Genomic DNA, 26,375 nt, shown 5'->3' on the forward strand with positions numbered 1-26,375 from the left:
CTCAGTTGCCTTTCAGACGCGCTTTCAGTGCCAGCAGATCCGCCCAGGCCTGACGTTTCTGATTTGGCTGACGCAACAAAAACGCCGGATGAAACATCGGCAGCGCCGGTTTACCAAAGGCCTGATCCCATTTGCCTCGCATCCGAGTGATGCCACGCCGCCCCAGCACCGCCTGACAGCTGATATTGCCCATCAGCACCAGAACATCCGGCTGGGCCAACGCAATATGTTTTTCCAGAAACGGCAGCATCATGGCAAGTTCAACCGCTTCGGGATCGCGGTTCTGTGGCGGCCGCCACGGCAGCACATTGGTAATATAGACACTGCTGTCTCGGCTCAGATCAATCGCCGCCAGCATCTTATCCAATAGCTGGCCAGAACGACCGACAAAAGGTTTTCCCGCGATGTCTTCGTCGCGCCCTGGGGCTTCGCCGATGATCATCACCCGCGCGCCTGCTTGCCCGTCCGAGAACACCAGATTGCGCGCCCCGCGTTTGAGCGAGCAATGCTCAAACCCCTGCAACGCCGCCTGCAGCGCTGGCAAAGACGTTACCCCAGCGGCGGCAGCCTTGGCTTCGGCCACCGGATCAACCTCTTTGGGTTTTACCACCTTGGGCGCGGCGTCGGGTTTGGCTGGTTTTGGCGCGCTTTTTTCCAACGCGTAGCGGTCAACAGGCAGCTCACAGAGCGCATCTGTTGCGCCAAGCTCCACCTGCCACTCCAACAGCGCCTTGGCGCTCCAATAATCCAGTGCCGATTCCATGCCCCAAGCTATCGTGCCCCGCAGTTAAACAAAACCACCACGCCTTCATCTTTTCACAAATACTCCCGCCGGAGGCTCCCACAGTTGCGCCCTGTACAAATGGCTGTGATCAGCCACCTTGCCCCGCACAAATCCCCATCCTATAAGTCCAACAAATCCGCCGGAGCCAGACCGCCGCATTCCCGGTGACTGCCCCCCCAGGGAGACTGCCCATGTCCGACGCGCCTCAATATTTCCGCCAGAACCATCTGCTGGGAATCGAACCACTGCACCCGCTTGAAATCACCGAAATTCTGGATCTTGCCGACACCTATGTGGAACTGAACCGGCAGACCCAGAAACATGCGAATGCGCTGGCCGGGCTGACGCAAATCAATATGTTTTTTGAAAACTCCACCCGCACCCAGGCGAGTTTTGAACTGGCAGGCAAACGTCTTGGTGCGGATGTGATGAATATGGCGATGCAGGCCTCATCGATTAAAAAGGGCGAAACCCTGATCGACACGGCAATGACGCTGAACGCAATGCACCCGGATCTGCTGGTGGTGCGCCACCCCCATTCAGGCGCGGTGGATCTGTTGTCGCAAAAGGTAAACTGCGCGGTTTTGAACGCCGGTGATGGCAAACATGAACATCCCACACAGGCACTGCTGGACGCACTGACCATTCGCCGCGCCAAAGGCCGTTTGCACCGGCTCAATATTGCGATTTGTGGCGATATTACCCACAGCCGGGTGGCACGCTCTAACCTGATCCTGCTGGGCAAGATGGAAAACCGCATTCGCCTGATTGGCCCGCCCACTTTGGTGCCGGGTGATTTTGCAGAATTTGGCGCTGAGATCTATGACGACATGCACGAAGGTCTGAAAGACGTGGATGTTGTGATGATGCTGCGCCTGCAAAAAGAGCGTATGGATGGCGGATTTATCCCGTCTGAGCGGGAATACTATCATCGCTACGGCCTTGATGCTGATAAGCTGGCACAGGCAAAACCCGATGCCATTGTGATGCACCCGGGGCCAATGAACCGCGGCGTGGAAATCGATGGCACCATCGCAGATGACATCAACCGCTCGGTCATTCAGGAACAGGTGGAAATGGGCGTGGCCGTGCGTATGGCCGCAATGGATCTTCTGGCGCGCAACCTGCGCATCCGCCGTCAGGCAGCCTAAGGATGTCGGGCGTGGGTGAAACCTCTTCCACAATCGAAATATCCGCTGGGGAACAGGGGATTATTCGCCTATTTCAGCTGGACATGCGCCCGGAGCAGCTCGCCTTTGTGCGCGATGAAGAGGGCGCGCTTGCGCAGCTATTGGGCATTGAAACGCTGGATATGGCGCAGGCCGATCTGTTTGACGTTGCCGATCTCGAAGAGCTGGGCGTGATGGGATACCTCACCGAGGGGTGCGGTATCGCGCTTTCCGAGCTGAGGGATGATGCTGACATGCTAAAAGCGCTCAGCGGCCCAGTTTTGGTGCTGCGTTCGCGTGCCTTTGGCGGTGAAAGCGTACGCCTTACCCCAAGCGCACAAATTACCCTGCTACGTCACTATGAAGAACCCACCGCACTATGGAGTGCCCGCCCCGTGACCGCCGCAAGCGCTAAGCCGCAAAAGCCCAAAGTCCCCCCGCGCCAGGCCCGTGCTGAGGCGCGCCGCCTGGGCTTTATCTTCTTTGTCGTGGTGATGAGCCTGTTCGTGCTCCTCCTTGCCGCGCTGATCTTTTGACCTTTGAACCGAAAGAGCCCCGTATCATGACGCTTCTTTTCACCAACGCCCGTCTGATCGATCCCGAAGCTGGCAGCGATACAATAGGTCACCTGCTGGTCAAAGATGGCCAGATTGCGGGCGTCTATGCAGATGGCAGCGCCGTGCCTCAGGCGGATCAAGTTGTTGACTGCAAGGGCAAATGCCTGGCTCCCGGTATCATCGACATCGGCGTCAAGGTCTGCGAACCTGGTGAGCGTCACAAAGAGAGCTATAAATCGGCGGGGCTTGCAGCGGCGGCCGGTGGTGTCACCACAATTGTCACCCGCCCAGATACAGCCCCGGCAATCGACACGCCCGAAACATTGGAATTTGTCACCCGCCGCGCACAAGCCGATGCGCCGATCAACGTCTTGCCAATGGCCGCGCTGACCAAGGGGCGCGACGGTCGCGAGATGGTTGAAATCGGCTTTCTGCAAGATGCAGGGGCGGTGGCGTTTTCTGATTGCGACCGGGTGATCCAGCACACCAAAGTGTTCAGCCGCGCGCTGACCTACGCCAAATCCTGCGACGCCTTGGTCATTGCCCACCCGCAGGAACCGGTGCTGAGCGCGGATGCCGCAGCAACATCCGGTAAATTTGCCAGCCTGCGTGGCCTGCCTGCGGTGTCGCCTATGGCGGAACGCATGGGGCTTGATCGCGATATTGCATTGCTTGAGATGACAGGAGCAAAATACCACGCGGATCAGATCACCACTGCGCGTGCCCTGCCCGCATTGGAACGCGCCAAGAAAAACGGCTTGGACATTACCGCAGGCACTTCAATCCACCACCTGACATTGAATGAACTTGATGTAGCGGATTACCGCACCTTCTTTAAGGTCAAGCCGCCCCTGCGCAGCGAAGACGATCGTCTGGCCGTGGTGGAAGCTGTGCGCACAGGGCTGATTGACATCATTTCGTCGATGCACACCCCGCAGGACGAAGAAAGCAAACGTCTGCCGTTTGAAGAAGCCGCAAGTGGTGCGGTGGGTCTGGAAACCTTGCTGCCCGCAGCGCTGCGTCTTTATCATGCGGATCTGCTGGATATGCCTGCCCTGTTCCGCGCGATGTCTTTGAACCCCGCCAAACGTCTGGGGCTTGCATCCGGCCGCCTGTCTGCCGGGGCACCAGCGGATCTGGTGCTGTTTGATGCAGATCAGCCTTTTGTGCTCGACCGGTTCAAGCTACGGTCGAAATCACAAAATACCCCATTTGACACCCAGCGACTTCAGGGGCGTGTGCTCGCCACCTATGTTGCAGGAAAAACCGTATTTGAAAGCTGATCATCGATGCCACTTTTAGAAACCGCTTTCCCCGTGCTGTTGATCTGGGGGGTGGTTGGCTATCTCCTGGGGTCTATCCCGTTTGGCCTGCTGCTGACCCGCCTGATGGGGCTGGGCAATCTGCGTGAAATTGGCTCAGGCAATATTGGCACCACCAATGTGTTGCGCACCGGCAGCAAGGCCGCCGCGGCAGCGACGCTTTTGCTGGATGGCGGCAAGGGCGCGGCGGCGGTGCTACTGGCGCGTTTTCTGGCAGGCGAAGATGCAGCGCAGTTGGCCGGGCTTACCGCCTTTCTTGGCCATTGCTTTCCGATCTGGCTGCGGTTCCAGGGTGGCAAAGGTGTGGCGACATTCCTGGGGCTTATGCTCGCCTTGGCCTGGCCCGTGGGCATTGCCTGCTGCCTCACCTGGTTGATCGCGGCCTACCTCAGCCGGATTTCTTCCATGGGGGCACTGGTGGCGGCAGCGATTTCACCGCTTTGGGCAGCCCTTCTTGGTCACAGCGACGTGATCATCCTCACGGTTTTGCTCACGCTTCTTGTGATCGCACGCCACAAAGCCAATATTTCGCGACTGATTTCCGGCACCGAGCCACGCATCGGCGAAAAATAATTCGGGCTATCACTTTTGAAAAGCGGAATGTGACGGCACCCGAGCCGAAAACAAAATCACATACTTTCAACAAGATAGCACAATATTCACAGAGTGAACCGATCAGTTAAGGTTTTTGACCGCACGTATATCTGCGCATTTCTGCACAATCAAATTCAGTTGATTTGAACATGATTGCAGCACCTCCCACATTTCTGGTGTGGCAGGCAACCCGGCTGCTGCACCACTCAATCAACACTCCTCTTTGGGGCAATTACCGCCCCTTCAGAGGCGCAGGAAAGGATCATATCATGATCAACGTTAAATCTGTTCTGGGCGGCATTGCGCTGTCCGTTGCTGTAGCAACTTCTTCTCTGGCTGCTGGCGTTGAGTACAACGCGTCTTCGACTGGACTGGCCCTGCAAGGTTATGATCCGGTAGCATATTTCACCGTCGGTGAGCCCACCAAAGGCAACTGGAAAATCACTGCGATCCACGACGATGTAACCTATCGTTTTGCATCCGAAGAAAACAAAGCTGAATTCCTTAAAAACCCTGAAGCTTATGCACCGGCATATGGCGGCTACTGCGCATTTGGCGCGGCGATGGGCTTCAAATTTGACGGCGATCCCACCCTGTGGAAAATCGTTGATGACGTTCTTTACGTAAACCTGTCCGAAGACATCCAACAGCGCTGGGAAGGCGACATCCCTGGCTTTATCGAGCGTGCGGACGTCAACTGGGACGACATTTCTGAAAAGACACCAGCAGAACTGCAAGCTGAGCAGTAAACAGTTGGGGCCGCGGGCCTGTCTCGCGGTCCACAGCCTTAGGCGCCAGACCACTCACAGGAAACGACAGCAGATCCATTCTGCTGTCGTTTTTTTTACGCCACGACCCAATAAAAAAGAGCGCCCTCAGGCGCTCTCTTTCGTGTTTCCCAGTCATCAGGCTTTAGTAGCTGAACTCAGCGTAGATCTTGCTCAGATCGCCCTGCCAGTCGCCATGATACTGCGCCAGCAGCTCATCGGCTGGAACGGTCCCTGTTTCAATACTGTCTTTCAACGTGTTGAGGAAATGCGTCTCATCCGGAACCAACCCGCCTGAACTTGCAAAGCCGCGCGCCTGTAGGCCCGCAGTGGCGATTTCCAGCGCTTGCGCCGCGATCGATTGCATTTTCACCCCGTTGACCTCGGCCTGAAGCCCATCAACAGAGGCACCAATGCGCAACCCTTCGCGGGTGTCTGCATCCCAGCCCTTTACCAGATCCCAGGCGGCATCCAGCGCGGATTGGTCATACATCAACCCAACCCAGAACGCGGGCAGCGCACACAGGCGGCTCCAGGGGCCACCATCAGCGCCACGCATTTCCATGTATTTCTTGATGCGCGCCTCAGGGAAGGCTGTGGTCAGATGATCCGCCCAATCTGACAATGTTGGCGTTTCACCTGGCAACGCGGGCAGCTTGCCCTCAAGGAAGTCGCGGAACGACTGGCCAAGTGCGTTGATATATTTGCCATCGCGGTAGACAAAATACATTGGCACATCGAGCGCATATTCCGCGTAGCGTTCAAAGCCCATGCCCTCTTCGAACACAAAAGGCAGCATGCCAGTGCGCGCATCATCCAGATTGCGCCAGATCAGGCTGCGCCAGGATTTGTGATTGTTGGGCTTGCCTTCAAAGAAGGGTGAATTGGCGAACAATGCGGTTGCCACAGGCTGCAGCGCCAGCGCGACACGCAGTTTCTGCACCATGTCAGCCTCAGAGCCGAAATCCAGATTGACCTGCACGGTACAGGTGCGCCGCATCATCGCGCGCCCCATAGTGCCGACTTTTTCCATATAGTCGTTCATCAACCGGTAGCGCCCTTTGGGCATCAGCGGCATTTCTTCATGGCTCCAGATCGGAGCCGCGCCAAGGCCAATGAAACCAACGCCGATCTTATCAGCGATGTCTTTCACTTCGCGCAGATGCGTGTGCACCTCGTCGCAGGTCTCGTGGATGGTTTCCAAAGGCGCGCCAGACAGTTCAACTGCGCCGCCCGGTTCAAGGCTGACATTGGCACCGTCTTTTTCAAGGCCAATCAGCTTGTCACCCTCTGTGACGGGCGACCAGCCATAAACATCGCGCAGCCCTTCCAGAACCGCAACGATGGAACGCGTTCCCTCATAGGGGAGCGGTTTCAGCGTGTCTTTGCAGTAGCCGAATTTTTCGTGTTCGGTACCGATGCGCCAATCTGCGCGCGGTTTACACCCCGACGCCAGATATTCTGCCAATTGTTCATGGCGCTCAATGGGTCCGCCGCCGGATTGAGGGATGGACATGGGGAACTCCGTCCGTTGTCTGTCTCGTTGCGCAGAAGTGGGCGGAATCGCCCAAAGTGTCAATGGAGCCTTTGAAAGGCGTCCCTGCTGGGAGCCCGCTCCCAGATCACGACCTGGTGAGGTCCGCTGCGATGCATTTCTTCTAACATACGCTCTGTCTTCAATCCGGGAAGGCTGGAAAAGACATCAAAGAGCGCGTCCGCGCCAGAGGCGTTCACCGGGATGGCAAGCGGCGCTTGGCCCGGTTGTTCCAGCAACCAATGTGCAGGTTTGGACGTGTGATCAAGGCGCAGGCGTTCAAGCTCTGATGCGGCGACTGCACCACCGGTAAGTGGGCCGAAATAGGCGATTTGGCCTTCATCCACCCGCACAACACCAGGCCCGGCACCGCCAAGACGAAACCGCAAACGCTGCCCGCCGACCACTGCAATAACAATCGCGGCTGCAATCAAAACCCAGCCCGCAACCTGCCAAAACCCAAAAGACCACAACACCCAGCGCAGACCAAACAGGCCCAGCGCAGCAGCCGCTATCAGTTCACGCCAATGCCACAATGCCGCGCGGGCTTCGGGACGAATAAAGCTCATGTGCATCCCTCCACAGGAGATGTGCTAATTTTTTGCACCTCGGAAAACAGCACCAAGGCGTATGTCCCTGCAAGCCGGAACCCGACCGCCTCATAGGCGCGCGCAGCCGCAGCATTCGCCGCAAAAAGCACCGCCTGTTTCGCGCCCGCGTCGCGGGCTTCAAGCAGATGCATGGCCAGCGCCTGACGGGCGTGACCCTGACCGCGTTTATCTTTTGGCGTAAAAACACCACCGATCTGCACCACATCTTCGAATTGGGTGTTGAAGCCGGTCATTGCAACCGGCTCTCCGCCTGATATCAGCACCCGGTGACTGTTGTGGGCGATGTATTTACCGATTTCCTGCGCGGCTTTCTCCGTCGCAAGCTCTGGCGGGAAACCAAGTGCCTCGCAGTTATAGTCTGCGCGCCACCCTTCCAGCAGGCCGCGATCCGCATGCTCCAGCGAGTGCAATTCATCATCGGGACGCGGTGCAACCTTTATGTCTGTCAAATCAAGGTGAAACCCCAGATCATCCGCATTGAGATGGGTGGGGGCATTTGTCAAATCGGCTGCATCAAGGAACGCCCGCACTTGTGGCGCATCCCCCAGAACACCGTGGATATCACGCCCTCGGATCAGATCTGCCGCAGTGTCCCAATGTTCAAAATCGGGGGCCTGCATCAGGACTGTCCCTGAATTGCTTATCGCAAAGACGCCCCGGCCCTGCTCTAAGACCCAAATCTGCATCCCATAGGGCGCGTCAGAAGTCAGACCAAAATCCCGCAGGTTGCCAAGCAGAAACATCGAGCTTTGGATGTGATCATACAGAAATGGAAACATCCATTCCAAATCCTGTTCCTCAGCCCGACGCCACATTGCTACCAGTCTCCCAATGTCTTTTGCCACAACGTCATCGCGGCCACCGCCGCCGTATCCGCACGCAAAACACGCGGTCCAAGGCTTACAACATGCGATTGTTCCAATGCATGCAAGCGTTTCCGTTCATCCTCGGAAAATCCGCCTTCAGGGCCGATCAAAATGGCCCAGGGCGCGTCTGGATTGCTGTCCGCTGCCAGCTCCAGCGCATTGCCCACTTCGGCCTCATCACAAAACATCAACTGGCGCTCTTTGGGCCAGTGATCGAGCAGGCGTGCAAGCTTTTGCAGCTCTGCCACCTCAGGCACATAGGTGCCGCCACATTGTTCTGCCGCTTCCACCGCATGGGCCTGCAGGCGGTCCTGGCGGATCCGATCTGAATTGGTGAATTGCGTTTGCACCGGCAGGATCTTGGCTGCACCCATTTCCGCGGCTTTTTCCACGATGAAATCAGTGCGCGCCTTTTTGATCGGTGCGAACATCAACCACAGGTCTGGCGGCATCTGCAGCGGTTTGCTCTGGTTCAGGCAGGCCAGCGTGCCGCCGCGTTTATTGGCCTCCTGCACTTCGACCTGCCATTCACCATCACGGCCATTAAACACCGTCACATGATCGCCCACGGATAGCCGCATCACCCCAAAAAGGTAATGCGCCTGGTCTCGATCCAGAGGAAGCGATTGCCCTGCACCCAAAGGGTGCTCTACATACAGTCTGACTTTTGCACTCATGGAAGCTTACATATGCAAGGCAAAGCGCCAACACCAGATGGTCAGGTCGCAGATGCGGTCAAAGGAAACTGGGTCGACACATATGCACCAGAATGGAGCCGCCCCTATCTGCGCCTGAGCCGTGCGGATCGCCCGATTGGCACCTGGCTCTTGCTGATCCCCTGCTGGTGGGGTCTGGTGCTGGCGATGCTCTGGGATGGGCAAGCAGGTTGGCACGATCTCTGGATCGCCGTGGGCTGCGCGTTTGGATCATGGCTGATGCGCGGTGCGGGCTGCACCTGGAATGACATCACCGATCGTGAATTTGACGCCCAGGTGGAGCGCACCCGCTCCCGCCCGATCCCCTCAGGCCAAGTCAGCGTCAAAGGCGCGCTGGCCTGGATGGGGCTGCAGGTCCTGTTGGGGGCGTTGATCTTGCTGAGCTTCAATCAGGCGGCCATTGCGATGGGTATTCTGGCGTTGCTGCCCGTGGCGATTTACCCTTTTGCCAAACGGTTCACATGGTGGCCGCAGATGTTTTTGGGGATCGCCCTCAACTGGGGCGCATTGCTTGCCTGGGTTGCGCATACCGGCAGCCTGCATTGGGCGGCCGTGCTTTTGTATTTGGCCGGTATCGCCTGGACGCTGTTTTACGACACGATCTACGCCCATCAGGACACCGAGGATGATGCGCTTATTGGGGTGAAATCCACCGCCCGTCTGTTTAACACAGAAACCCCTAAATGGCTGCGCCGCTTTATCGTTGCAACGGTTGCCCTGATGGCCTTTGCCGTGCTGAGCGCGGTTCAAAACGATGGATCGCCGCTCAAACTAGCGCTAACTCTTGCCGCCCCCTGGGCGATGGGCTGGCATATGACCTGGCAATTGCGCAGCTTTGACGCGGAAAACACCGATGGGCTCCTAAGGATTTTTCGCCTCAACCGAGATACCGGCTTGATTCCGCTCATATTCTTGATTGCGGCGCTCTTCGTATGATTGAAAGTCTACTCATCGGTCGTTAAGAGTTTTGTGAACGAGTAAGGGGTCAAGATTCATATGCGCCTACCAACCGTGCTGATTCCCGGTGCAACCTTCGCAACCGCCGCCGCACTTTGTGTTGTGGTCGCGGGTTTCACGGCAACAGCGATGGAACGGGCCAGTGAATCAGCCGTGCGCCGCAGTCTCGATATTGGCGGCTTTGAATGGGCCGAAGTGGCGGCCAACGGGTTGAATGTTTTCCTCGAAGGCACCGCCCCCGATGAAGCAAGCCGCTTTGCGGCGCTGTCACAGGCTGGTGGCGTTGTGGATGCGTCGCGCATTATTGACCGCATGCAGGTCACACCTTCACGCGGCATCGCACCGCCGCAATTCTCGATTGAGATACTACGCAACGACTCTGGCATTTCGCTGATTGGCCTCGCCCCCAAAGCGACCGAGCGCACCGATGTTATTGATCATCTGCGTGATATCGTGCGCGATGATGAAATCGCCGATTTTCTGGAAACCACCACCTATGCCACGCCACGCGGCTGGACCCAGGCGCTGGATTACGGGCTGAAAGCGCTCGACCTGCTGCCCAGCTCCAAAATCTCGATCAAACCCGGCGCGGTTGCAATCACCGCCAATACAGACAGTCCAGAAGACAAAGAACGCCTTGAGCGTCAACTGTCGCGCATGGCACCCGGCGGGTTGCGTCTGACCCTGGATCTAAAGGCACCCCGCCCGGTGATCACACCTTTCACGCTGCGTTTTACACTGGATGAACAGGGCGGCAGATTTGATGCCTGTTCCGCCGAAAGCGCATCCAGCGCGCAACGGATTGTGGCCGCAGCCCAAAACGCGGGCCTTAAAGGCGACGCAGAATGCGTGATCGGCATGGGCGTTCCTTCCCCCAATTGGGCCCAAGCGGTGGAAGAAAGCCTCAAAAGCCTCGCTGAGCTTGGACAGGGCAGCGTGACCTTGGCCAATGCTGACATCACGCTGGTTGCAGTGGAAGGCACGGATCAGGGCAAATTTGACCGTATTGCCGGCGCGCTAGAGCATGCTTTGCCCAAAGTATTTGCCCTTCACACGGTATTGCCCGTCGCCGAGACCGAAAGCGAAGGCGAGAATGAGTTCACCGCCACGCTCAGCCCGGAGGGGCAGGTTCTGCTGCGTGGTCGCCTGTCTGATCAGACCCAGCGTGAGTTGACCAATAGTTTCGCCAAAGCCCGTTTTGGCAGCGAAAACGTCCACAGTACCGCGCGCCTTGCCGAAGATCTGCCAATGGATTGGAACATGCGCGTGCTCACAGGGCTGGAAGCGCTGTCAGTGCTGCATCGTGGGGCGGTCAATATCACCCCACAAACGATTGAGCTGCGCGGTGCAAGCTATCAAAAAGATGCCTCCGCTGAAGTGGCAAAGCTGTTTTCCACCCGGCTTGGGGAAACCGCGACCTACGATCTGACTATCACCTATGATGAACCACCGATCCCGGAAAACCAGCCGCTGAGCCCGGAACAATGTCAGGACCTGCTGACCAAGGTTCAGGAAAACGGCAAGATCACCTTTGAACCCGGATCTGCAACCGTCGCTGAGGGCAGCAACGCCACGCTTGACCTTGTGGCAGGCGTCCTGGAGGACTGCGGCCCCGTGCGGCTGGAGATTCAGGGCCATACCGACAGTCAGGGGCGCGAAACGATGAATGAACGCCTCAGCCAGGCGCGGGCACAGTCGGTCCTCAATGAGCTACGCGCGCGCCGCATCCCAACGCTGACCTTTGTGGCGCGGGGCTATGGCGAAGCGCAGCCAATTGCCGACAACGAGACCGAAGAAGGCCGCGAAGCCAATCGCCGTATCGTTTTCCAGATGCTGGACAACACCGCGGCAGAGGCGGAAGACAGCGCCACAGATGAAACCAGTCAAGAGACCGAAGAAGGATCCAACCAATGAACCGCACAGAGTTCATCATTGCCACTGCGATCATCCTGTTTGTGGCCTTTTCCTTGGGATGGTTTGCCAATTGGCTGGTGCATCGCTTCACCCGCGTAAATCAGGGTGATGTAGCCGATCTCGACAAGATGAGCCAAGAGCTGCATGAAGCCGAAGAAACCCGTGATCAGGCCATCACCTACCTGCAACAGCGCGAAGCTGAGCTGCTCAATCAGCTGGCCCAGTCCGAGGCGGAACTCAGCGCAACAATGGATGGTCTGCGCGATGCGCGCCGCGAGGCCGAAGAGCTGCGCGGTCAGTTGACGCGATAAGGGCTTACCAGCGCTTCAGCGCGTCTTCGTCAGCGTCTTTGGCCGCAACCCAATCGGCGCTGCCGTCCTGCAGGATTTCTTTCTTCCAGAACGGTGCGCGCGATTTAAGATAATCCATCAAAAATTCAGCCGCTTCAAAAGCATCTTTGCGATGCCGTGATGCGGTGGCCACCATCATGATTTGATCCCCCGGTGCCAACCGACCGTGCCGGTGGATCACCAAAGCATCTGCCAGTGACCAGCGTTCGATGGCCTCGGAGGCGATCTTTTCCAGCGCTTTTTGCGTCATGCCCGGATAGTGCTCGATCTCCATGATCGTCATCTCTCCCGCGTCGGCTTCGCGCACAACACCGGTAAAGGTCACAATCGCCCCTGCCCCTTTGGCGGAGGCGGTGAATTCATTTGCCACGGCACCTGCATCAAAGGCGGCTTCCTGAACCAGCACTTTCATCCGATCAGCCCCCGGTCATTGGCGGGAAAAACGCAACCTCGCGCACGCCTTCAAGAGGGGCGTCAAACTCGCTCAGCTCCTGATCCAGAGCGACGCGAAGCGCTGACAGATCTGCAAATGCAGCCTCATAGCGATCTTCGCGCTGCTTCAGCTCTTCCACCAGCTCCATCACGGTCGTGGCAGTTGTTTCTACCTCTTCGCGCGGGAGGCCAATACGTTCACGCACCCAGGCAAAATACATCACGTTCATGTTGCGGGCTCCTTCAGATGCGGCAAGGCCTTGCGCAGATAGTCTACGCCGGTGATCAATGTCAAAATGGCGGCGATCCACAAAAGCCACAGGCCAATACGCCCGCTCCAGATCATCCCTTCAAACAAAGGGCGGATGTGCTGCAGGTCTTCAACACTTCCTGCCATGATCTGATCCACCATAGCCTGATCCATGCCCCAGACCGCCATGCCAAGGTAATGTTCAAATATACCGCGGCTGAACAGCACCGCAATTGCAATCATCTGTGCAGTGGTTTTCCATTTGGCAAGTTTGGTCACTTTCAACGTGCCAGCGGTATCGCCCAGATATTCGCGCAGACCTGAAACAAAGACCTCCCGAAACAAGATCACCGTCACCGGAAGCACCAACCAGGGGATCCAATTGGCATCGGAATAGCCAACAATCACCATCAAGGCGACAACCACCATTGCCTTATCGGCAATTGGGTCCAGCATGGCTCCGATTTTGGTTTCTTGTTTCCAGGCGCGTGCGAGATAGCCATCAAACCAGTCGGTGATTGCAGCCCCCGTGAACAGCATCAGCGCCAGCCAATCGGCAAGAGGGCGCGCGAAATAGAGAAACATAATAGCCACCCCCGGCGCTGCCAGCAGCCGCAGAAGGGTCAAGATATTGGGAAGGTTCCATGTCATACCCTCTTCCTACAGGCTGCATCTGCTGGCGGGAAGACCCATCCTCTTACAACAGATCAATTTCCCATTGAGGCAACAACAGCAACTTAGACAGATGCAGCAGCGCGGAAGAAAATACCGCCATTCTGCGGTTGAGGCATGGTAAGCGGCAAAACCAGCAGCCCGGCAATCAATGCGGCTAAAATAGCAACAATCACTTCACGTGTCATTTCGACCCCCTAAGATCGTTAAACGTCACCTGAATGCCAAATAGGTGCACTATTTCAATGGTGCGGCCCAGCTGCGCGACTCAAGGTGTACTGATCGGTAAACTTGCATAATATTTGACCGATCAGTTAACCATAATCAAGACAAATTTGGATGAATTCTGAATTTCATTCACATTCCTGCGATGCTCATGCAGCCCCTGCGCATCTAACAGTTTGAAATAGGCATAGAAAAACCGCCCGAAATCCGAGCGGTTTAAACCATAGGTGCTGGCGTCAGCCCTGATTGTGGAAATGATCGTATATCCGCTCAGCCAAAGCTGCGGAAATACCCTCCGCCGCCTTGAGATCCGTCAGGCTGGCGCGGCTGACGGCCTTGGCACTACCAAAGTGTTGCAACAGGGCGCGCTTGCGCGTGGCACCAACACCGGGAACCTCATCCAGCGGGTTTGATACCATGGATTTGGCCCGCTTCGCCCGGTGCGCACCGATGGCAAAGCGGTGCGCTTCATCGCGCAGGCGCTGAATGAAATAAAGCACCGGATCATTGCGCTGTAACGCAAATGGGCGCTGCCCCACACGGTGGAACTCTTCCTTGCCATGATCACGGTCCACCCCTTTGGCCACCCCGACCATCGGAATGTCTTGCACCTGGTGCTGCTCCATGATTTCAGCAACCGCGCTCACCTGACCGGCACCGCCATCAATCAGCAAAAGATCCGGCCACAGACCTTTTTCCCGTTTCGGATCTTCTTTCTGCAAGCGAGAGAAGCGGCGGTTCAGCACCTCTTTCATCATGCCAAAATCATCACCGGGCACCAGATCATCGCCTTTGATGTCAAACTTGCGATAGGCGTTTTTCATAAAGCCCTCGGGCCCCGCAACAATCATCCCCCCCACCGCATTGGTGCCCTGGATGTGTGAGTTGTCATAGACTTCAATGCGTGCAGGCGGCCCTTGGAGCTGGAACGCCTCAGCAATGCCACGCAGCAATCGGGCCTGGGTTGCGCTTTCGGCCATACGGCGGGCAAGGCTTTCACGGGCATTGCGCAACGCGTTTGATACCAGCTCGGCTTTTTCACCGCGCTGAGGCACCGCAACATCCACCTTGCGCCCTGCCTTCTCCGTTAGGGCGGCTGAGACATAATCAAGATCCTCTACCCCGTCCGAGAGCAACAGCTGACGCGGCAGTTCTTTGTTGCTGTAGAACTGGCCGATAAAGGCTTCCATAACTTCGGCTGGGCTGTTGTCTATGTCGATGCGCGGGTAGAAATCCTGATTGCCCCAGTTTTGATTGGCGCGGATGAAAAACACCTGCACACAGGCCTGCCCTCCCTCCATGTGTAGCGCAATCACATCCGCCTCACTTACGCCCTGCGGATTGACCCCCTGGCTGGATTGCACCTGGGTCAGCGCCTTGATCCGGTCCCGCAATGCCGCGGCGCGTTCAAACTCCATCGCCTCTGAGGCCGCCATCATCTGCTCGGCCAAATCCGCCTGCACTTTGGTGGATTTACCTGACAGAAAATCATCCGCCTCTTTTACCAGCTTGGCGTAGTCCTCAACGCTGATCTTGCTGCCACAGGGCCCGGCACAGCGTTTCATATGGTAATTCAGACAGGGACGATCCCCCGCCTCCACTTCGCGATCAGAACAGGTGCGCAGCAAAAACACCTTCTGCAAAGTATTGAGCGTACGATTGACCGCACCTGCGCTGGCAAACGGGCCATAATACCGCCCTTTGCGCTTTTTTGCGCCGCGGTGTTTTTCCAACCGGGGGAAATCCGTCTCGTTTGAGATAAAGATGTAAGGGAAGCTTTTGTCGTCGCGCAAAAGCACGTTGTATTTGGGTTTCAGCTGTTTGATCAGGTTTTGCTCAAGCAGCAGCGCCTCAGTTTCCGTGCGGGTGGTCAGAAACATCATCGACACGGTTTGCGAGATCATCTTCTCAATCCGGGGAGAGTTTCCGGGCCGCGTGTAGTTGCTCACCCGCGCCTTCAGATTGCGCGCTTTTCCCACATAGAGCACACGGCTTTCAGCATCGAGCATGCGATACACACCGGGGGATCCATCCAGCGTCTTCACATAGGCCTGAATCACCTCATATCCGCTTTTGGGAGGCTCTGAGTGTTCGGGCAAGGCTGAGGGTTCTGTGGGCATTTGTGTCATGTCGGTACTTTAGAATCTGCACCATACGCGCTGCAATACGAGACTAAGAAAGGCAAGCAAGAACAAGTCCACCGATCCTGGGGATAAGTCTGATGATATCTTCTGGCTATCCCGCTTTTTCCCTTATTTTTGAGCAATTTTACGCAAATGATTAAAAAATAGGCAGCCATGTAAGATACTGATGTAAAACGATATTTTATCATCGCACGCCAAGCCCTTGGGAAACATGATATTTTTGTAACGACAGAATTACATTGAGATACGATGTGTACAACCGATCTGAAAGCTTAATCATTTATTAACGAAATAGAGCATGCCACCTGGTAGGCGACATGCTCAAGAGACTTCAATAGGGCTGCGGCTGAGCCTCAAAATCTGCGGATTTTGCAGTTAAAGCAGGACAACCAGATAGGTCACGTAGAGGCCGCTCAGCACAGCGCCCCAGACACGGTTGATATCGCGCTTCAGGAACACAAAGGGGACCAGCACCAAAGACGCCGCCAGCATCACCCAAAGATCAAAGCGGAGGAACTCAGGCGCAACGGGGATCTCGCCAACAAACGTGGTGATCCCAATAATAGCCAGCAGGTTGAACATATTCGAGCCGATCACATTGCCCAAGGCCACATCAGCCTGACGACGGATCGCAGCCATAACCGTGGTGGCCAGTTCGGGCAGTGACGTCCCAATCGCAACAAGCGTCAGCCCAATGATGGTTTCACTGATACCGTAGGTCCGCGCAATGATGGTGGCGTTATCCACCAGAAGATCCGCGCCCAGCGGCAAACCGATGAGCCCCAAAAACAGGAAGATCCCGATGCGCCAAAAAGGCATGCTTGGATCGGCGTCTTCCATGCCTTCCAGATCTGCGTCCTGACCACATTTACGATGCTGATTGGCCTCACGTGCGGCCAGTGCCAGCACAACAGCCAGCACCATCAGCAGCACGACACCGGACCAAAGGGTAAATTCGCCAAGGAAAGCCAACGCAATGAACAACACAGACGCGCCAAGCATCATAATGTAGTTCTTTCTGGTGTCGCATTCGCTGGTGTGAAGCCCGGCAAACAATGCAGGCACACCAAGCACCAAAAGCACATTTGCTGTATTGGATCCCACCACATTGCCCATGGCAATATCAGGCGCATTGTCCAAAACAGCAGAAATCGCGATCAGAAGTTCAGGCGCAGAGGTGCCAAAGGCCACAATTGTCAGACTGACAATCAATGCTGGCACGCCAAGTCGCAGGCTCAGGTTCACCGCACCACGCACAAGCGCATCCCCTGCCAAGAGCAGGATAATCAGCCCCAGGGCTGACAAAAGCCATGGCATCATGTGCCACGTCCTCCATTTTCTTTACAGGCGCAGGGGCCTTTGCCTATCTTAAAACGTCCACAACCGGGGCAGCGTTTTGACGACAGCCGCTTCCCTCCTGGAACGCGCAATTTTCCAAACATGGCCAGAACAGCCATTGCAACCAAAAACAATGTGACGATTTTCGCCAGCACCTACAGACCAAACCGCGCAAATGCAGCGCGTTCCTCAACCACCATCAACGCATCTTCGGCCACGCGCATGCCCAAACGATTGAGCAAGGAACGTTTCTGACCATAGACGCGGAAACGCGTTTTCTTTCCAAACACGTCCTGCATCTTTGGTTTGAGATGCGCAACGCCTTCGATCAGGCCCAACGCCGTTGCACGCCGCGCCAGCCAGACCTCACCGGTGAAGAGGTCCTGCTCTACATCCAGCTTGTCGCCGCGGCGGGCTTTCACATGGTTGATAAAGGTCTCGTGGATGTCACCCAGCAGTGTTTTCAGCCGCTCAACATCTTCTTCTTTTTCCGGGCGGAACGGATCCATCATGGATTTGCTCTGACCGGCGGTATGGACGCGGCGCTCAATGCCCTGACGCGCAAGAAACACATGCGCACCAAAGCCCGCCGAAATCACCCCAATGGATCCCACGACCGAAGCTTCATCCGCCCAGATCTCATCCGCGGAGGCAGCCAGCCAATAGCCACCAGACGCAGCAACATCCTCAACAAAAGCATAGACCGGCACGTCAAGCTCTTCGGAGAGACGCCGGATCCGCGACCCGATCAGCGAACTCTGCACCGGAGATCCACCAGGTGAGTTGATCTGCAATGCCACGGCTGCGGGCTTGCCCTTACGGAAAGCTTTCTCCAGCACTGGCGCGATTGTTGCATCGTTCAACGCACCGCGGCTCCCCGCGCCAATTGCGCCTGACAGGCGGACAACGGCCACAAGGGGGGGCTTTTTCATAAAGGGCAACTTGAGTTTCATCTCGCCGATGTAGAGAGCCAGACCGCGTGAAACAAGGGCCGTTCTACCCGCGTTTTGACACATTGGCAGATTTGCCTCAGCGATAGGGGCATTCCTGCAACGCTTCTACATGTGTTGGCGAACCAGAGACCAAAAGCACGCGACATGGTTGCGCTGCGCGGGAGCCCTGCCCCGGCAGCGCACCAAAGCTTAAGAGCGCACCCGCCAGCCGGTTTTGAAGATCCAGGCAATCACCGCAAGACACAGCAATGTAAAGCCAAAGATCGCCACGAGGCTGATGCCAACCGGTACATCTGCGGCGCCAAAAAAGGACCATCTGAAACCTGAGATCAGATAGACCACCGGATTAAACAGCGTCACCTTCTGCCACAGCGGCGGCAGCATCGAGATGGTATAAAACGCGCCCCCCAGAAATACCAACGGTGTCACCACCAGCAAAGGCACCAACTGAAGCTGTTCAAAACTGCGCGCCCAGATACCGATGATAAAGCCCATCAGCGAAAAACTGAGACTTGTCAGCACCATAAACAGTATCATCGCAAATGGATGTGCAATTGGCAGATCCACGAACAACGCCGCCGTCGCAAGGATCACACAGCCAATGAACATGGATTTGGTGGCCGCAGCCCCCACATAGCCGATTACGATCTCTTTATGATCAACGGGCGCTGAAAGCAGCTCATAGATTGTGCCAAGGAACTTGGGGAAATAGATCCCAAAGGAGGCGTTTCCAACGCCCTGTGTCATCACGCTCAACATAATCAGGCCGGGCACGATAAAGGCACCGTATTGCACCCCGTCCACCTCTTCGATGCGGCTGCCAATGGCAGAGCCAAACACCACAAAATAGAGCGAGGTCGACAGAACCGGCGACAGGAAGCTTTGTAGCAACGTGCGCCAGAACCGAGCCATTTCAAACCGATAGATCGCCCAAACACCATACCAATTCATGCGACATCTCCTGTGTGGACCAGATCCACAAAAATCTCTTCAAGGCTGCTTTGCTGGGTCTGCACATCGGCAAGCATCAGACCCGCCTCTGCAATTGCATTCAGCAAGGCCGTAATCCCAGTGCGTTCACCCTGAGTGTCATAGCTGTAGAGAAGTGAGTTCCCATCCTGCCCAAGTTTCAGATCAAACTCTTGCAAGGGTGCGGGGATCGCAGCAAGCGGCGCACAAAGCTGAACCTGCAGCTGCTTTTTCCCCATGCGCGACATCAGGCTGTCTTTGTCTTCCACCAGCAGGATTTCACCGCGCCGGATCACGCCGATACGGTCCGCGATGGCTTCGGCTTCCTCAATGTAATGGGTGGTCAAAATAATGGTGACACCGGTCTCTTTCAGCTCGGCCACCACGTCCCACATGTCTTTGCGCAGTTCCACATCCACACCGGCGGTGGGCTCATCCAGAAACAGGATGCGCGGCTCATGGCTTAGCGCTTTGGCAATCAGAACCCGCCGCTTCATCCCGCCAGAAAGCTCATTGATAGAGGCGTGCCGCTTATCCCAAAGAGAGAGTTTCTTGAGGATCTCTTCGATCAGCGCGTCATTGCGTGGCTTTCCAAACAACCCACGCGAAAACCGCACCGTGTTGATGACCTTTTCAAAAGGCTCAAGGTTGATTTCCTGCGGTACCAGACCAATGAGATCGCGCGTCGCGCGAAACTGGCTCTGCGTGTCAAACCCGCCAACGGAAATTGTGCCCGAGGTTGGATTGGTGATACCGCAGATGGTTGAGATCAGTGTCGTCTTCCCGGCTCCATTCGGGCCAAGCAAGGCAAGAATTTCGCCCTGTTCAATTTCTATGCTGACATCCTTAAGAGCCTCAAAACCATTGTCGTACGCTTTGCGCACATTCTTTACACTTAAAATAGCAGCCATGAGATCTCCGCCGGCTAAACTTCAAACTGGACGGATACTACAAAGCCTTTTACGTGATCGCTACCAACCTGCGCGCGCAGAGATATGTGCAGCGGCGCAGAGGTGGCCGCTGCAGTCTTTAATCAAGGCAAGCCCGCTTAGGACGCACTCGCAGTCGTCTCGCGAACGGTATCAATCATCAGCTGCACATTGTCAGGGTCAGCGTCCGGCGTAATGCCATGCCCCAGGTTAAAGATATGCGCCCCCTTGCCAAAAGCGCGCACGATACGACGGGTGTCATCCACCAGCTCTTGCCCGCCGCTGACCATATGACGTGACGCAAGATTACCTTGCACACAGCCATCCACCTGCACATGCTGCGCCGCCCATTCGGGATCCACGGAATTGTCCAGCGCCACACAATCCACGCCGGTTGCCTTGGCAAAGCCCACGTATTTTTCGCCTGCTTCGCGCGGGAAACCAATGACAGGCACATGGGGATGGCGGATCTTCAATGCCGCAGTGATCTGGCGGCAGGGCTCCAGCGCGTATTTTTCAAACGCGTCACCCTTCAAAGATCCCGCCCAGCTGTCAAAGATCTTCACCACTTCGGCGCCTGCTTCGATCTGTTTGGACAGGTATTCAATGGTAGCAAGGGTAATGCGGTCCAGCAGCGCTTCAAACAGGGCGGTGTTTTCCTGCATCAAAGCATGCGCGGGCCCCTGATCTTTGGTGCCACGACCCGCGATCATATAGGTCGCCACGGTCCAGGGCGCGCCTGCAAAACCGATCAATGTGGTTTCTTTGGGCAGTTCCTGCGACAGGATCTTTACTGTTTCGTAGATCGGGTTCAGCGTCTCGTGGATATCATCAACCGGGCGGAACTTATCAAAATCAGCCTGGGTGGTCATGGTCGACAGCCGCGGGCCTTCGCCGGTCACAAACCACAGATCCGCCCCCAGCGCCTGTGGCACCAGCAAGATATCAGCAAACAAGATCGCCGCATCAAACCCATAGCGGCGGATCGGCTGCAATGTCACCTCCGCGGCCAGCTCGGGATTATAGCACAGCGATAGGAAATCCCCGGCCTGCGCGCGGGTGGCGCGATACTCGGGCAGATAGCGCCCGGCTTGCCGCATCATCCAGATCGGCGGGATCGCCTGGGTTTCACCTGCCAATGCGCGCAGCAATTTCTTTTGGTCGGCCATGGGTATCCTCACTTTCGGGTCCCTCTGAGGTCCGATTTCAGCGTCAAATTGTCAAGGGAGCCTGTGCTGTGCTTGCCATGGCATATCGCCGCGACTAATGATTTCACCATGACACTGACACTGCCCTCCCCCGCTTCGCCCCTGAAAATCGGCACCCGTGGATCGCCTCTGGCGCTCGCGCAGGCCTATGAAACACGGGCGCGGCTAATGGCCGCCTTTGATCTGCCCGAAGCGGCGTTTGAAGTGGTGGTGATCAAAACCACCGGCGACAATCGCGCGATGATTGATGCAGACCGCCCGCTCAAGGAAATCGGCAACAAGGGGCTGTTCACCAAAGAAATCGAAGAGGCCATGCTGGCGGGTACAATCGATATTGCGGTGCATTCGTGCAAAGATATGCCCGTCGCACAGCCCGAGGGGTTGGTGCTTGATACCTATCTGCCGCGTGAAGACGTCCGCGATGCCTTTGTCTCCCCCACCCACAGCGCGATCGCGGATCTGCCCGAGGGGGCCGTTGTGGGCACATCGTCCCTGCGCCGTCGCGCGCAGCTGCTCAACCGGCGCGCGGATCTCAATGTGGTGGAATTTCGTGGCAATGTGCAAACACGTCTGAAAAAGCTCCACGATGGGGTAGCGAGCTGCACCTTCCTTGCCCAGGCTGGGCTGAACCGTCTGCAAATGGCTGATGTGCCCGCGACCCCGATCGAAGTCAGCGACATGCTGCCCGCGATTGCCCAGGGCGCGATCACCATTGAACGGCGCGGCAATGATTCACGTGCAGCAGAGCTTCTGGCCGCGATCCACGACAGTCCAACCGCGCAACGCCTGGACGCTGAGCGCGCGTTGCTTGCTGGGCTGGATGGATCCTGTGAAACCCCTATTGCCGGGCTTGCAACACTTTCCGGCAGCGACATCACGCTGAAAGGCGAGGTGCTGCGCCCGGATGGGTCAGAATCCATCACCGCAGAGCTGTCTGGCGACATTGCTGACGCCAAAGAAATCGGTGCCACAATGGCCAAGGATCTCTTGGCAAAGGCTGGTCCCAAGTTCTTTGACTGGCGTTAATCGCCCTGCCAGCGCTGCCAGGCTTCGCGTGAACCCCGGAACACGTTGATATCAACATCTCCCTGGATACCGGGCACCCGCCCGGTTCCGGTGTATTGCCAAAACGTCCAACTCTGGCCCGGATAGACGTCCCGCGGATGCCCCGCTACGGATCGCAACCAAAATTCAGTGCCCTGCAATTGGCCAATCCCGGTGTCGCGATAGAAATCAACCGTCGTGTATATTATCGGGCGCTTGCCGTAATGGCGCTCTAGGATCGATAAAAACCGCCGCGCTTCTGCCCGCACTTTTTTACCGGATGGGCGTTTGGTGCAGGTGCGCGATGTTGGGTTCCACTCCATATCCAACACATGTGGCAGTGCCGCACTGTCACGCGGCACATTGCGAATAAACCAGCGCGCCTGCTCTTTTGCTGAGCGGCAAAAATAATAATAGTGATATGCGCTGCGTTTCACCCGCGCTTTGCGGCTTTGGTGCCAGTGGGTGGAAAATTGCGGATCAACAAGATCACCGCCCTCTGTTGCCTTCAGAAAGGCAAAAGACACGCCTGCACGCCTTGCCTTGCGCCAGTCAATGTCACCTTGCCAGCGCGAAGCATCAATCCCATGCACCGGATAGCTGGCAGGTGTTCGCCCGCGCCAGGCAACAGGATCGCTGTCACCGAACTTCAACCCGGCAAACACAATCTGCGAGGCAAAGGCGCGCATATCTGCTGGCTCTGGCGCGCTACAGCCAGCCAGAACAAGCGCCACAAGAAGGGCTTTGATCCGCATGAAACACCTGCTCGAATGAAGGTTTATCCTTCAACCCTAGCAGGCAAACGCCATAGGTCGATCCGGCTTGCGTTAATTGGGCATCAAAACGCCGATCACACCCATTTCGCCATCGGCGGCAGGCTCATCAATACCGCATTGGCATCATGGCCGGTCTCAAGGCCAAACTTGGTGCCCCGATCATAGACCAGATTATATTCCGCATAGAGCCCACGGTGCACCAGCTGCGCATCTTTGTCCGCGTCAGAAAATTCAGACGGGCGGCGTTTTTCAACCAGTGGTACAAAGGCAGGCAGGAAGGCACGACCGATGTCTTGCGTCAGGGCAAAATCAGCCTCCCAGCTGCCCGTGTTGCGATCATCCATAAAGATGCCACCAACACCGCGCGCACGACCACGGTGGGGCACAAAGAAATACTCATCCGCCCAGGCTTTCAGCTCGGGGTAAAGCGTCTCGCCATGCGGGTCGAGGAACTGTTTTTGCACAGCATGAAAATGCGCAGTATCTTCGTGATATTCCAGACAGGGGTTGAGATCTGATCCGCCACCAAACCACCAGGCATGCGGGGTCCAGAACATGCGGGTGTTCATATGCACTGCCGGCACTTGGGGGTTGCGCATATGCGCCACCAGTGAAATGCCCGAAGCCCAGAACCGCGGATCTTCTTTCATCCCTACAATGCCCTTGCGCGCCGCCATTGCGTTTTGCGCGCGCTCCCCAAGGGTTCCGTAGACGGTCGACACATTCACGCCGACTTTTTCAAAAACGCGGCCGCCGCGCATCACGCTCATCAATCCGCCGCCCGCGTCTGATCCATCTGCCGAGGCGCGCTTGGTCTCGCTCACGTCAAAACGTCCCGGCTCCATATCCGAAAACGGGCCGGTATCGTGGCTGTTCTCCAGGCCTTCAAAGGCGGCTACAATTTCATCTCGCAGCGTACGGAACCAGGCAGAGGCCCGCTGTTTTTCAGTGTCCATCGTATCGGCCATGAAAGAGTTTCCTGTTGGAAAAGTCGTTTAAAATCTAGTGAACCGGCGCCGCCACAGGATCCAGCAGGGTGCGCCCGCCGTCCAAGGTCATGATCTGACCGGTCATAAAGGCCGCCGCATCTGATGCGAGATATTGCGCGGCCTCAGTCAGCTCACTTGGTGCAGCGATGCGGCCCAGCGGGGTGTGTTGTTCAATATCATCGCGGTAGTCGCGGTTGTCTTTCAGCGTGGTCTGCAAAGACGCGCTCATCACCGAACCAAAGGCAATCGAGTTCACCCGGATCCGATGCGGGGCCAGTGACACCGAAAGCGACCGCGTCATCTGATCCAGCGCCGCAGAGGCAATCGAATAGGCCAGCAAATCAGGATGGCTGCGTCGGGCCGCGATAGACGACAGGTTGATGATCGAGCCAAGCTGCGCATCCTCATCGCGCCCCTCGCCCTGTTTGATCATCCGGCGTGCCACCTGTTGCGACAGACGCAAGGTGGGCAGGAAGTTCTGATTGAGCAGGCGATCAAGCGAGCCATCATCCGGATCCAGCGCATCGCTTTGTTCCACCTGACGCGCGCCGTTTACCAGAATATCCACCTCATCAAAGGCATCGATGGTTGCAGACAAAAGATTGGCAATGGTGAGCTTTTCGCGCAGATCGCCAGCAAAATAGCGAATATTGCTGTCTTCGGGCTGCTCCCCAATGGCATCCAGCAGCTCAGCTTCATTGCTGTCGGCAAACATCACATTTGCCCCGGCTGCCGCAAATTGCTTGCCAATGGCCAGGCCGATCCCGCTTGATGCTCCGGTTACGATGGCTGTCTTACCGGAAATGGAAAAGGACATATGCTCGCCTTATGTGGGTTCAATTCGGCCGACCTTATACAGGAAGTTACGTATAAGACACCAGTCTCTGTGTCTCAGCCGCGGCTGCCTGCGCGAATTCGCCGAGGTCTCTCTGCCACAAGCACCTTAAAGCGATTGTCGCCAGCCACCTCTGCCACTTTGGCAAATCTCTGGCTCAGCGTGTCCTCATAGGGTAAATGCCGATTTGCAACCATACACAGCTGGCCTGATGGCGTCAGCGCACGGGCCGCGCTTTCGATAAAGGCGCGCCCAAGATCAGGCGTCGCAGCGCGGCCAGTATGAAACGGCGGATTCATCACCACGCAATCACACAATTCAGGCGCCTGCCAGGAGGTTGCATCCGCCCAATAAAACTTGCCCCGTGCATCAGAAATGTTTTCGCGCGCACAGCCCAACGCAATGTGATCTGCCTCAACCAGATGCAGGCTTTCGACCGTGTCACGCATCAGCACGTTTGCGGCAAGGAAGCCCCAGCCCGCGCCAAGATCCAACACCCGGCGGCCAAGCTTGGCTGGCAAATTCTCAACCAGCAGGCGTGAAGCGGGATCGATCCCATCCGCCGAGAAAACACCAGGCCGGGTCTGAAACCCATCCACCTGTGTGGAGTGCTCAACCCGCCATTGGCTGAGATCGCAACCGCCTTCGATCCAGAACACTTTTCCGTGGGCCTTGGAGATCGGCGCAGAGGGCGCGGCGAGCTTGCGCAGATCTTTCAGAACCGAATCGATTCCGTCGGTCTTGGCCCCATCAATCAGAACCTGCCCGTCGGTTGCAGCAGAGGCCTGCGCCAGGAGATCACGCAGCTGCGCTTTGGCGCGGGTCACAAAGACCAGTGCGGCACCTGCGCGCGTCTCACCGTCCCATTCAGGCACACACTCAAAGCCGAGGCGTTCAAAATGTTCAAACGCGGGACGCAGCGGTTGAATGACCAGAACACGCTCTTTCGGCAGCACTGACAAGTCATCTTCAAGACGGGGATGAAACACAAAAATGCGGCCAGACTCCGGCACGGCAAAGCCGCCCGTTTCAAGCGCCAGTGACAGGCGAACGGACATCAGCGTGTCCCTTTCTTGTTGATTATTCTTCTTTTTCCATGGTGCACTGCAGCGGATGCTGATGGCGAAGAGCAAAATCCATCACCTGTGTCACCTTGGTTTCGGCGATCTCGTGACTAAAGACGCCCACAACCGCGAGGCCTTTTTTATGCACCGTCAACATGATCTCAAACGCCTGTGCATGGGTCATGCCAAAGAAACGTTCCAGCACCATGACCACAAATTCCATCGGCGTGTAGTCATCATTCAGCAGCAAAACTTTGTAGCGCGGCGGGCGCTGTGTTTTGGGCTTTGTCTTGGTGAGAAGGTCCAGATCCCCTTCTTCGTCAGACTTATCCGACATCACTACAGGTTCAAACGTCATTTGCGGGCCGATCCGATCGAGCATGGAAATTCTTAGTCCGCTTATATA

The 26,375-nt window shown here is 56.6% G+C and carries 29 protein-coding genes; 9 read left to right on the plus strand and 20 right to left on the minus strand.

Going from position 1 to position 26,375, the window contains the following annotated elements:
- Position 1 precedes the first annotated feature (1 nt).
- Positions 2 to 763, minus strand: a complete 762-nt coding sequence (locus tag GG681_RS07010; protein WP_153546499.1) for a uracil-DNA glycosylase — start codon at positions 761 to 763, stop codon at positions 2 to 4.
- A gap of 212 nt (positions 764 to 975) precedes the next feature.
- On the opposite strand from GG681_RS07010, the gene GG681_RS07015 reads away from it, so the two are divergent.
- The 5 genes from GG681_RS07015 (at position 976) to GG681_RS07035 (ending at position 5,175) form a co-directional block, all read left to right on the plus strand.
- Entirely contained in the window at positions 976 to 1,935 is a 960-nt protein-coding gene (locus tag GG681_RS07015; protein WP_153546501.1) for an aspartate carbamoyltransferase catalytic subunit, read from the plus strand.
- Between the two features lie 11 nt (positions 1,936 to 1,946).
- Positions 1,947 to 2,489: a hypothetical protein gene (locus GG681_RS07020; protein WP_328593299.1), complete on the plus strand. Its 543-nt coding sequence runs from the start codon at positions 1,947 to 1,949 to the stop codon at positions 2,487 to 2,489.
- Between the two features lie 26 nt (positions 2,490 to 2,515).
- Entirely contained in the window at positions 2,516 to 3,793 is a 1,278-nt protein-coding gene (pyrC, locus tag GG681_RS07025; RefSeq protein WP_153546503.1) for a dihydroorotase, read from the plus strand.
- A 6-nt stretch (positions 3,794 to 3,799) separates the two neighbouring features.
- Positions 3,800 to 4,405, plus strand: coding sequence for a glycerol-3-phosphate 1-O-acyltransferase PlsY (gene plsY, locus GG681_RS07030; protein ID WP_153546505.1), 606 nt, complete (start codon positions 3,800 to 3,802; stop codon positions 4,403 to 4,405).
- 290 nt (positions 4,406 to 4,695) lie between these two features.
- Positions 4,696 to 5,175, plus strand: coding sequence for a YHS domain-containing (seleno)protein (locus GG681_RS07035; RefSeq protein ID WP_153546507.1), 480 nt, complete (start codon positions 4,696 to 4,698; stop codon positions 5,173 to 5,175).
- A gap of 163 nt (positions 5,176 to 5,338) precedes the next feature.
- Here GG681_RS07035 and GG681_RS07040 read toward each other — a convergent pair whose 3' ends face one another.
- Genes GG681_RS07040 through GG681_RS07055 form a run of 4 tightly spaced genes read right to left on the minus strand, consistent with a single transcriptional unit; the run spans position 5,339 to position 8,881 of the window.
- The gene (locus GG681_RS07040) at positions 5,339 to 6,709 is read right to left on the minus strand and encodes a glutamate--cysteine ligase (RefSeq protein ID WP_153546508.1); all 1,371 of its coding nucleotides are present in this window, start codon (positions 6,707 to 6,709) and stop codon (positions 5,339 to 5,341) included.
- A gap of 59 nt (positions 6,710 to 6,768) precedes the next feature.
- Entirely contained in the window at positions 6,769 to 7,296 is a 528-nt protein-coding gene (locus GG681_RS07045) for a hypothetical protein (RefSeq protein WP_153546510.1), read from the minus strand.
- Positions 7,293 to 8,117 (minus strand): GNAT family N-acetyltransferase, encoded by an 825-nt coding sequence (locus GG681_RS07050; protein ID WP_235899776.1) that lies wholly within the window; start codon positions 8,115 to 8,117, stop codon positions 7,293 to 7,295. The genes GG681_RS07045 and GG681_RS07050 overlap by 4 nt, the downstream gene beginning before the upstream one ends.
- 38 nt (positions 8,118 to 8,155) lie before the next feature.
- Complete coding sequence (locus GG681_RS07055; protein ID WP_153546514.1) at positions 8,156 to 8,881, minus strand: 16S rRNA (uracil(1498)-N(3))-methyltransferase; 726 nt, start codon at positions 8,879 to 8,881, stop codon at positions 8,156 to 8,158.
- 12 nt (positions 8,882 to 8,893) lie between these two features.
- Between GG681_RS07055 and ubiA the strand changes: the two genes are divergently transcribed.
- Genes ubiA through GG681_RS07070 form a run of 3 tightly spaced genes read left to right on the plus strand, consistent with a single transcriptional unit; the run spans position 8,894 to position 12,102 of the window.
- Entirely contained in the window at positions 8,894 to 9,856 is a 963-nt protein-coding gene (gene ubiA, locus GG681_RS07060; RefSeq protein WP_153546516.1) for a 4-hydroxybenzoate octaprenyltransferase, read from the plus strand.
- A 60-nt stretch (positions 9,857 to 9,916) separates the two neighbouring features.
- Positions 9,917 to 11,791, plus strand: a complete 1,875-nt coding sequence (locus tag GG681_RS07065) for an OmpA family protein (RefSeq protein WP_153546518.1) — start codon at positions 9,917 to 9,919, stop codon at positions 11,789 to 11,791.
- Positions 11,788 to 12,102 carry a hypothetical protein gene (locus GG681_RS07070; protein ID WP_153546520.1) on the plus strand — a complete coding sequence of 105 codons (315 nt, stop codon included), beginning with the start codon at positions 11,788 to 11,790 and terminating at the stop codon, positions 12,100 to 12,102. Before GG681_RS07065 ends, GG681_RS07070 begins: the two co-directional genes overlap by 4 nt.
- 4 nt (positions 12,103 to 12,106) lie before the next feature.
- Here the strand turns inward: GG681_RS07070 and GG681_RS07075 are convergent, their stop codons facing one another.
- From GG681_RS07075 to hemE, 10 genes are all read right to left on the minus strand, one after another.
- A complete protein-coding gene (locus GG681_RS07075) occupies positions 12,107 to 12,553 on the minus strand; it encodes a molybdenum cofactor biosynthesis protein MoaE (protein WP_153546522.1) in 447 nt (148 codons plus the stop codon).
- Positions 12,554 to 12,557: 4 nt separating this feature from the next.
- Positions 12,558 to 12,803: a molybdopterin converting factor subunit 1 gene (moaD, locus tag GG681_RS07080; protein WP_153546524.1), complete on the minus strand. Its 246-nt coding sequence runs from the start codon at positions 12,801 to 12,803 to the stop codon at positions 12,558 to 12,560.
- Positions 12,800 to 13,474, minus strand: coding sequence for a CDP-diacylglycerol--glycerol-3-phosphate 3-phosphatidyltransferase (gene pgsA / locus GG681_RS07085; RefSeq protein ID WP_153546526.1), 675 nt, complete (start codon positions 13,472 to 13,474; stop codon positions 12,800 to 12,802). The genes moaD and pgsA overlap by 4 nt, the downstream gene beginning before the upstream one ends.
- A gap of 86 nt (positions 13,475 to 13,560) precedes the next feature.
- Positions 13,561 to 13,683 (minus strand): hypothetical protein, encoded by a 123-nt coding sequence (locus GG681_RS18010; RefSeq protein ID WP_268968985.1) that lies wholly within the window; start codon positions 13,681 to 13,683, stop codon positions 13,561 to 13,563.
- A gap of 273 nt (positions 13,684 to 13,956) precedes the next feature.
- Positions 13,957 to 15,849, minus strand: a complete 1,893-nt coding sequence (gene uvrC / locus GG681_RS07090) for an excinuclease ABC subunit UvrC (protein ID WP_194287154.1) — start codon at positions 15,847 to 15,849, stop codon at positions 13,957 to 13,959.
- A 390-nt stretch (positions 15,850 to 16,239) separates the two neighbouring features.
- Entirely contained in the window at positions 16,240 to 17,184 is a 945-nt protein-coding gene (locus tag GG681_RS07095; RefSeq protein WP_153546528.1) for a calcium/sodium antiporter, read from the minus strand.
- Between the two features lie 173 nt (positions 17,185 to 17,357).
- Positions 17,358 to 18,155 carry a S49 family peptidase gene (locus tag GG681_RS07105; protein WP_153546531.1) on the minus strand — a complete coding sequence of 266 codons (798 nt, stop codon included), beginning with the start codon at positions 18,153 to 18,155 and terminating at the stop codon, positions 17,358 to 17,360.
- Positions 18,156 to 18,344: 189 nt separating this feature from the next.
- On the minus strand, positions 18,345 to 19,106 hold the full coding sequence (locus GG681_RS07110; RefSeq protein WP_153546533.1) for an ABC transporter permease: 762 nt from the start codon (positions 19,104 to 19,106) through the stop codon (positions 18,345 to 18,347).
- Positions 19,103 to 20,035, minus strand: a complete 933-nt coding sequence (locus GG681_RS07115) for an ABC transporter ATP-binding protein (RefSeq protein ID WP_153546536.1) — start codon at positions 20,033 to 20,035, stop codon at positions 19,103 to 19,105. Before GG681_RS07115 ends, GG681_RS07110 begins: the two co-directional genes overlap by 4 nt.
- 137 nt (positions 20,036 to 20,172) lie before the next feature.
- Complete coding sequence (hemE, locus tag GG681_RS07120; RefSeq protein WP_153546538.1) at positions 20,173 to 21,222, minus strand: uroporphyrinogen decarboxylase; 1,050 nt, start codon at positions 21,220 to 21,222, stop codon at positions 20,173 to 20,175.
- A gap of 108 nt (positions 21,223 to 21,330) precedes the next feature.
- On the opposite strand from hemE, the gene hemC reads away from it, so the two are divergent.
- Positions 21,331 to 22,287 carry a hydroxymethylbilane synthase gene (gene hemC, locus GG681_RS07125; RefSeq protein ID WP_153546540.1) on the plus strand — a complete coding sequence of 319 codons (957 nt, stop codon included), beginning with the start codon at positions 21,331 to 21,333 and terminating at the stop codon, positions 22,285 to 22,287.
- Here the strand turns inward: hemC and GG681_RS07130 are convergent.
- The 5 genes from GG681_RS07130 to clpS all read right to left on the minus strand — a co-directional run bounded on the left by GG681_RS07130 (position 22,284) and on the right by clpS (position 26,351).
- The gene (locus GG681_RS07130; RefSeq protein ID WP_153546542.1) at positions 22,284 to 23,060 is read right to left on the minus strand and encodes a glycoside hydrolase family 25 protein; all 777 of its coding nucleotides are present in this window, start codon (positions 23,058 to 23,060) and stop codon (positions 22,284 to 22,286) included. The genes hemC and GG681_RS07130 overlap by 4 nt on opposite strands.
- Before the next feature lie 95 nt (positions 23,061 to 23,155).
- Positions 23,156 to 24,049, minus strand: a complete 894-nt coding sequence (hemF, locus tag GG681_RS07135) for an oxygen-dependent coproporphyrinogen oxidase (protein ID WP_153546544.1) — start codon at positions 24,047 to 24,049, stop codon at positions 23,156 to 23,158.
- 34 nt (positions 24,050 to 24,083) lie between these two features.
- Positions 24,084 to 24,887, minus strand: a complete 804-nt coding sequence (locus tag GG681_RS07140; protein ID WP_153546546.1) for an SDR family NAD(P)-dependent oxidoreductase — start codon at positions 24,885 to 24,887, stop codon at positions 24,084 to 24,086.
- Between the two features lie 74 nt (positions 24,888 to 24,961).
- Positions 24,962 to 25,963 carry a class I SAM-dependent methyltransferase gene (locus GG681_RS07145; RefSeq protein ID WP_153546548.1) on the minus strand — a complete coding sequence of 334 codons (1,002 nt, stop codon included), beginning with the start codon at positions 25,961 to 25,963 and terminating at the stop codon, positions 24,962 to 24,964.
- A gap of 22 nt (positions 25,964 to 25,985) precedes the next feature.
- Entirely contained in the window at positions 25,986 to 26,351 is a 366-nt protein-coding gene (gene clpS, locus GG681_RS07150; RefSeq protein WP_408057656.1) for an ATP-dependent Clp protease adapter ClpS, read from the minus strand.
- Between the last annotated feature and the right edge of the window lie 24 nt (positions 26,352 to 26,375).

This window comes from Tritonibacter aquimaris, assembly GCF_009617595.1.
Classification (GTDB): domain Bacteria; phylum Pseudomonadota; class Alphaproteobacteria; order Rhodobacterales; family Rhodobacteraceae; genus Epibacterium; species Epibacterium aquimaris.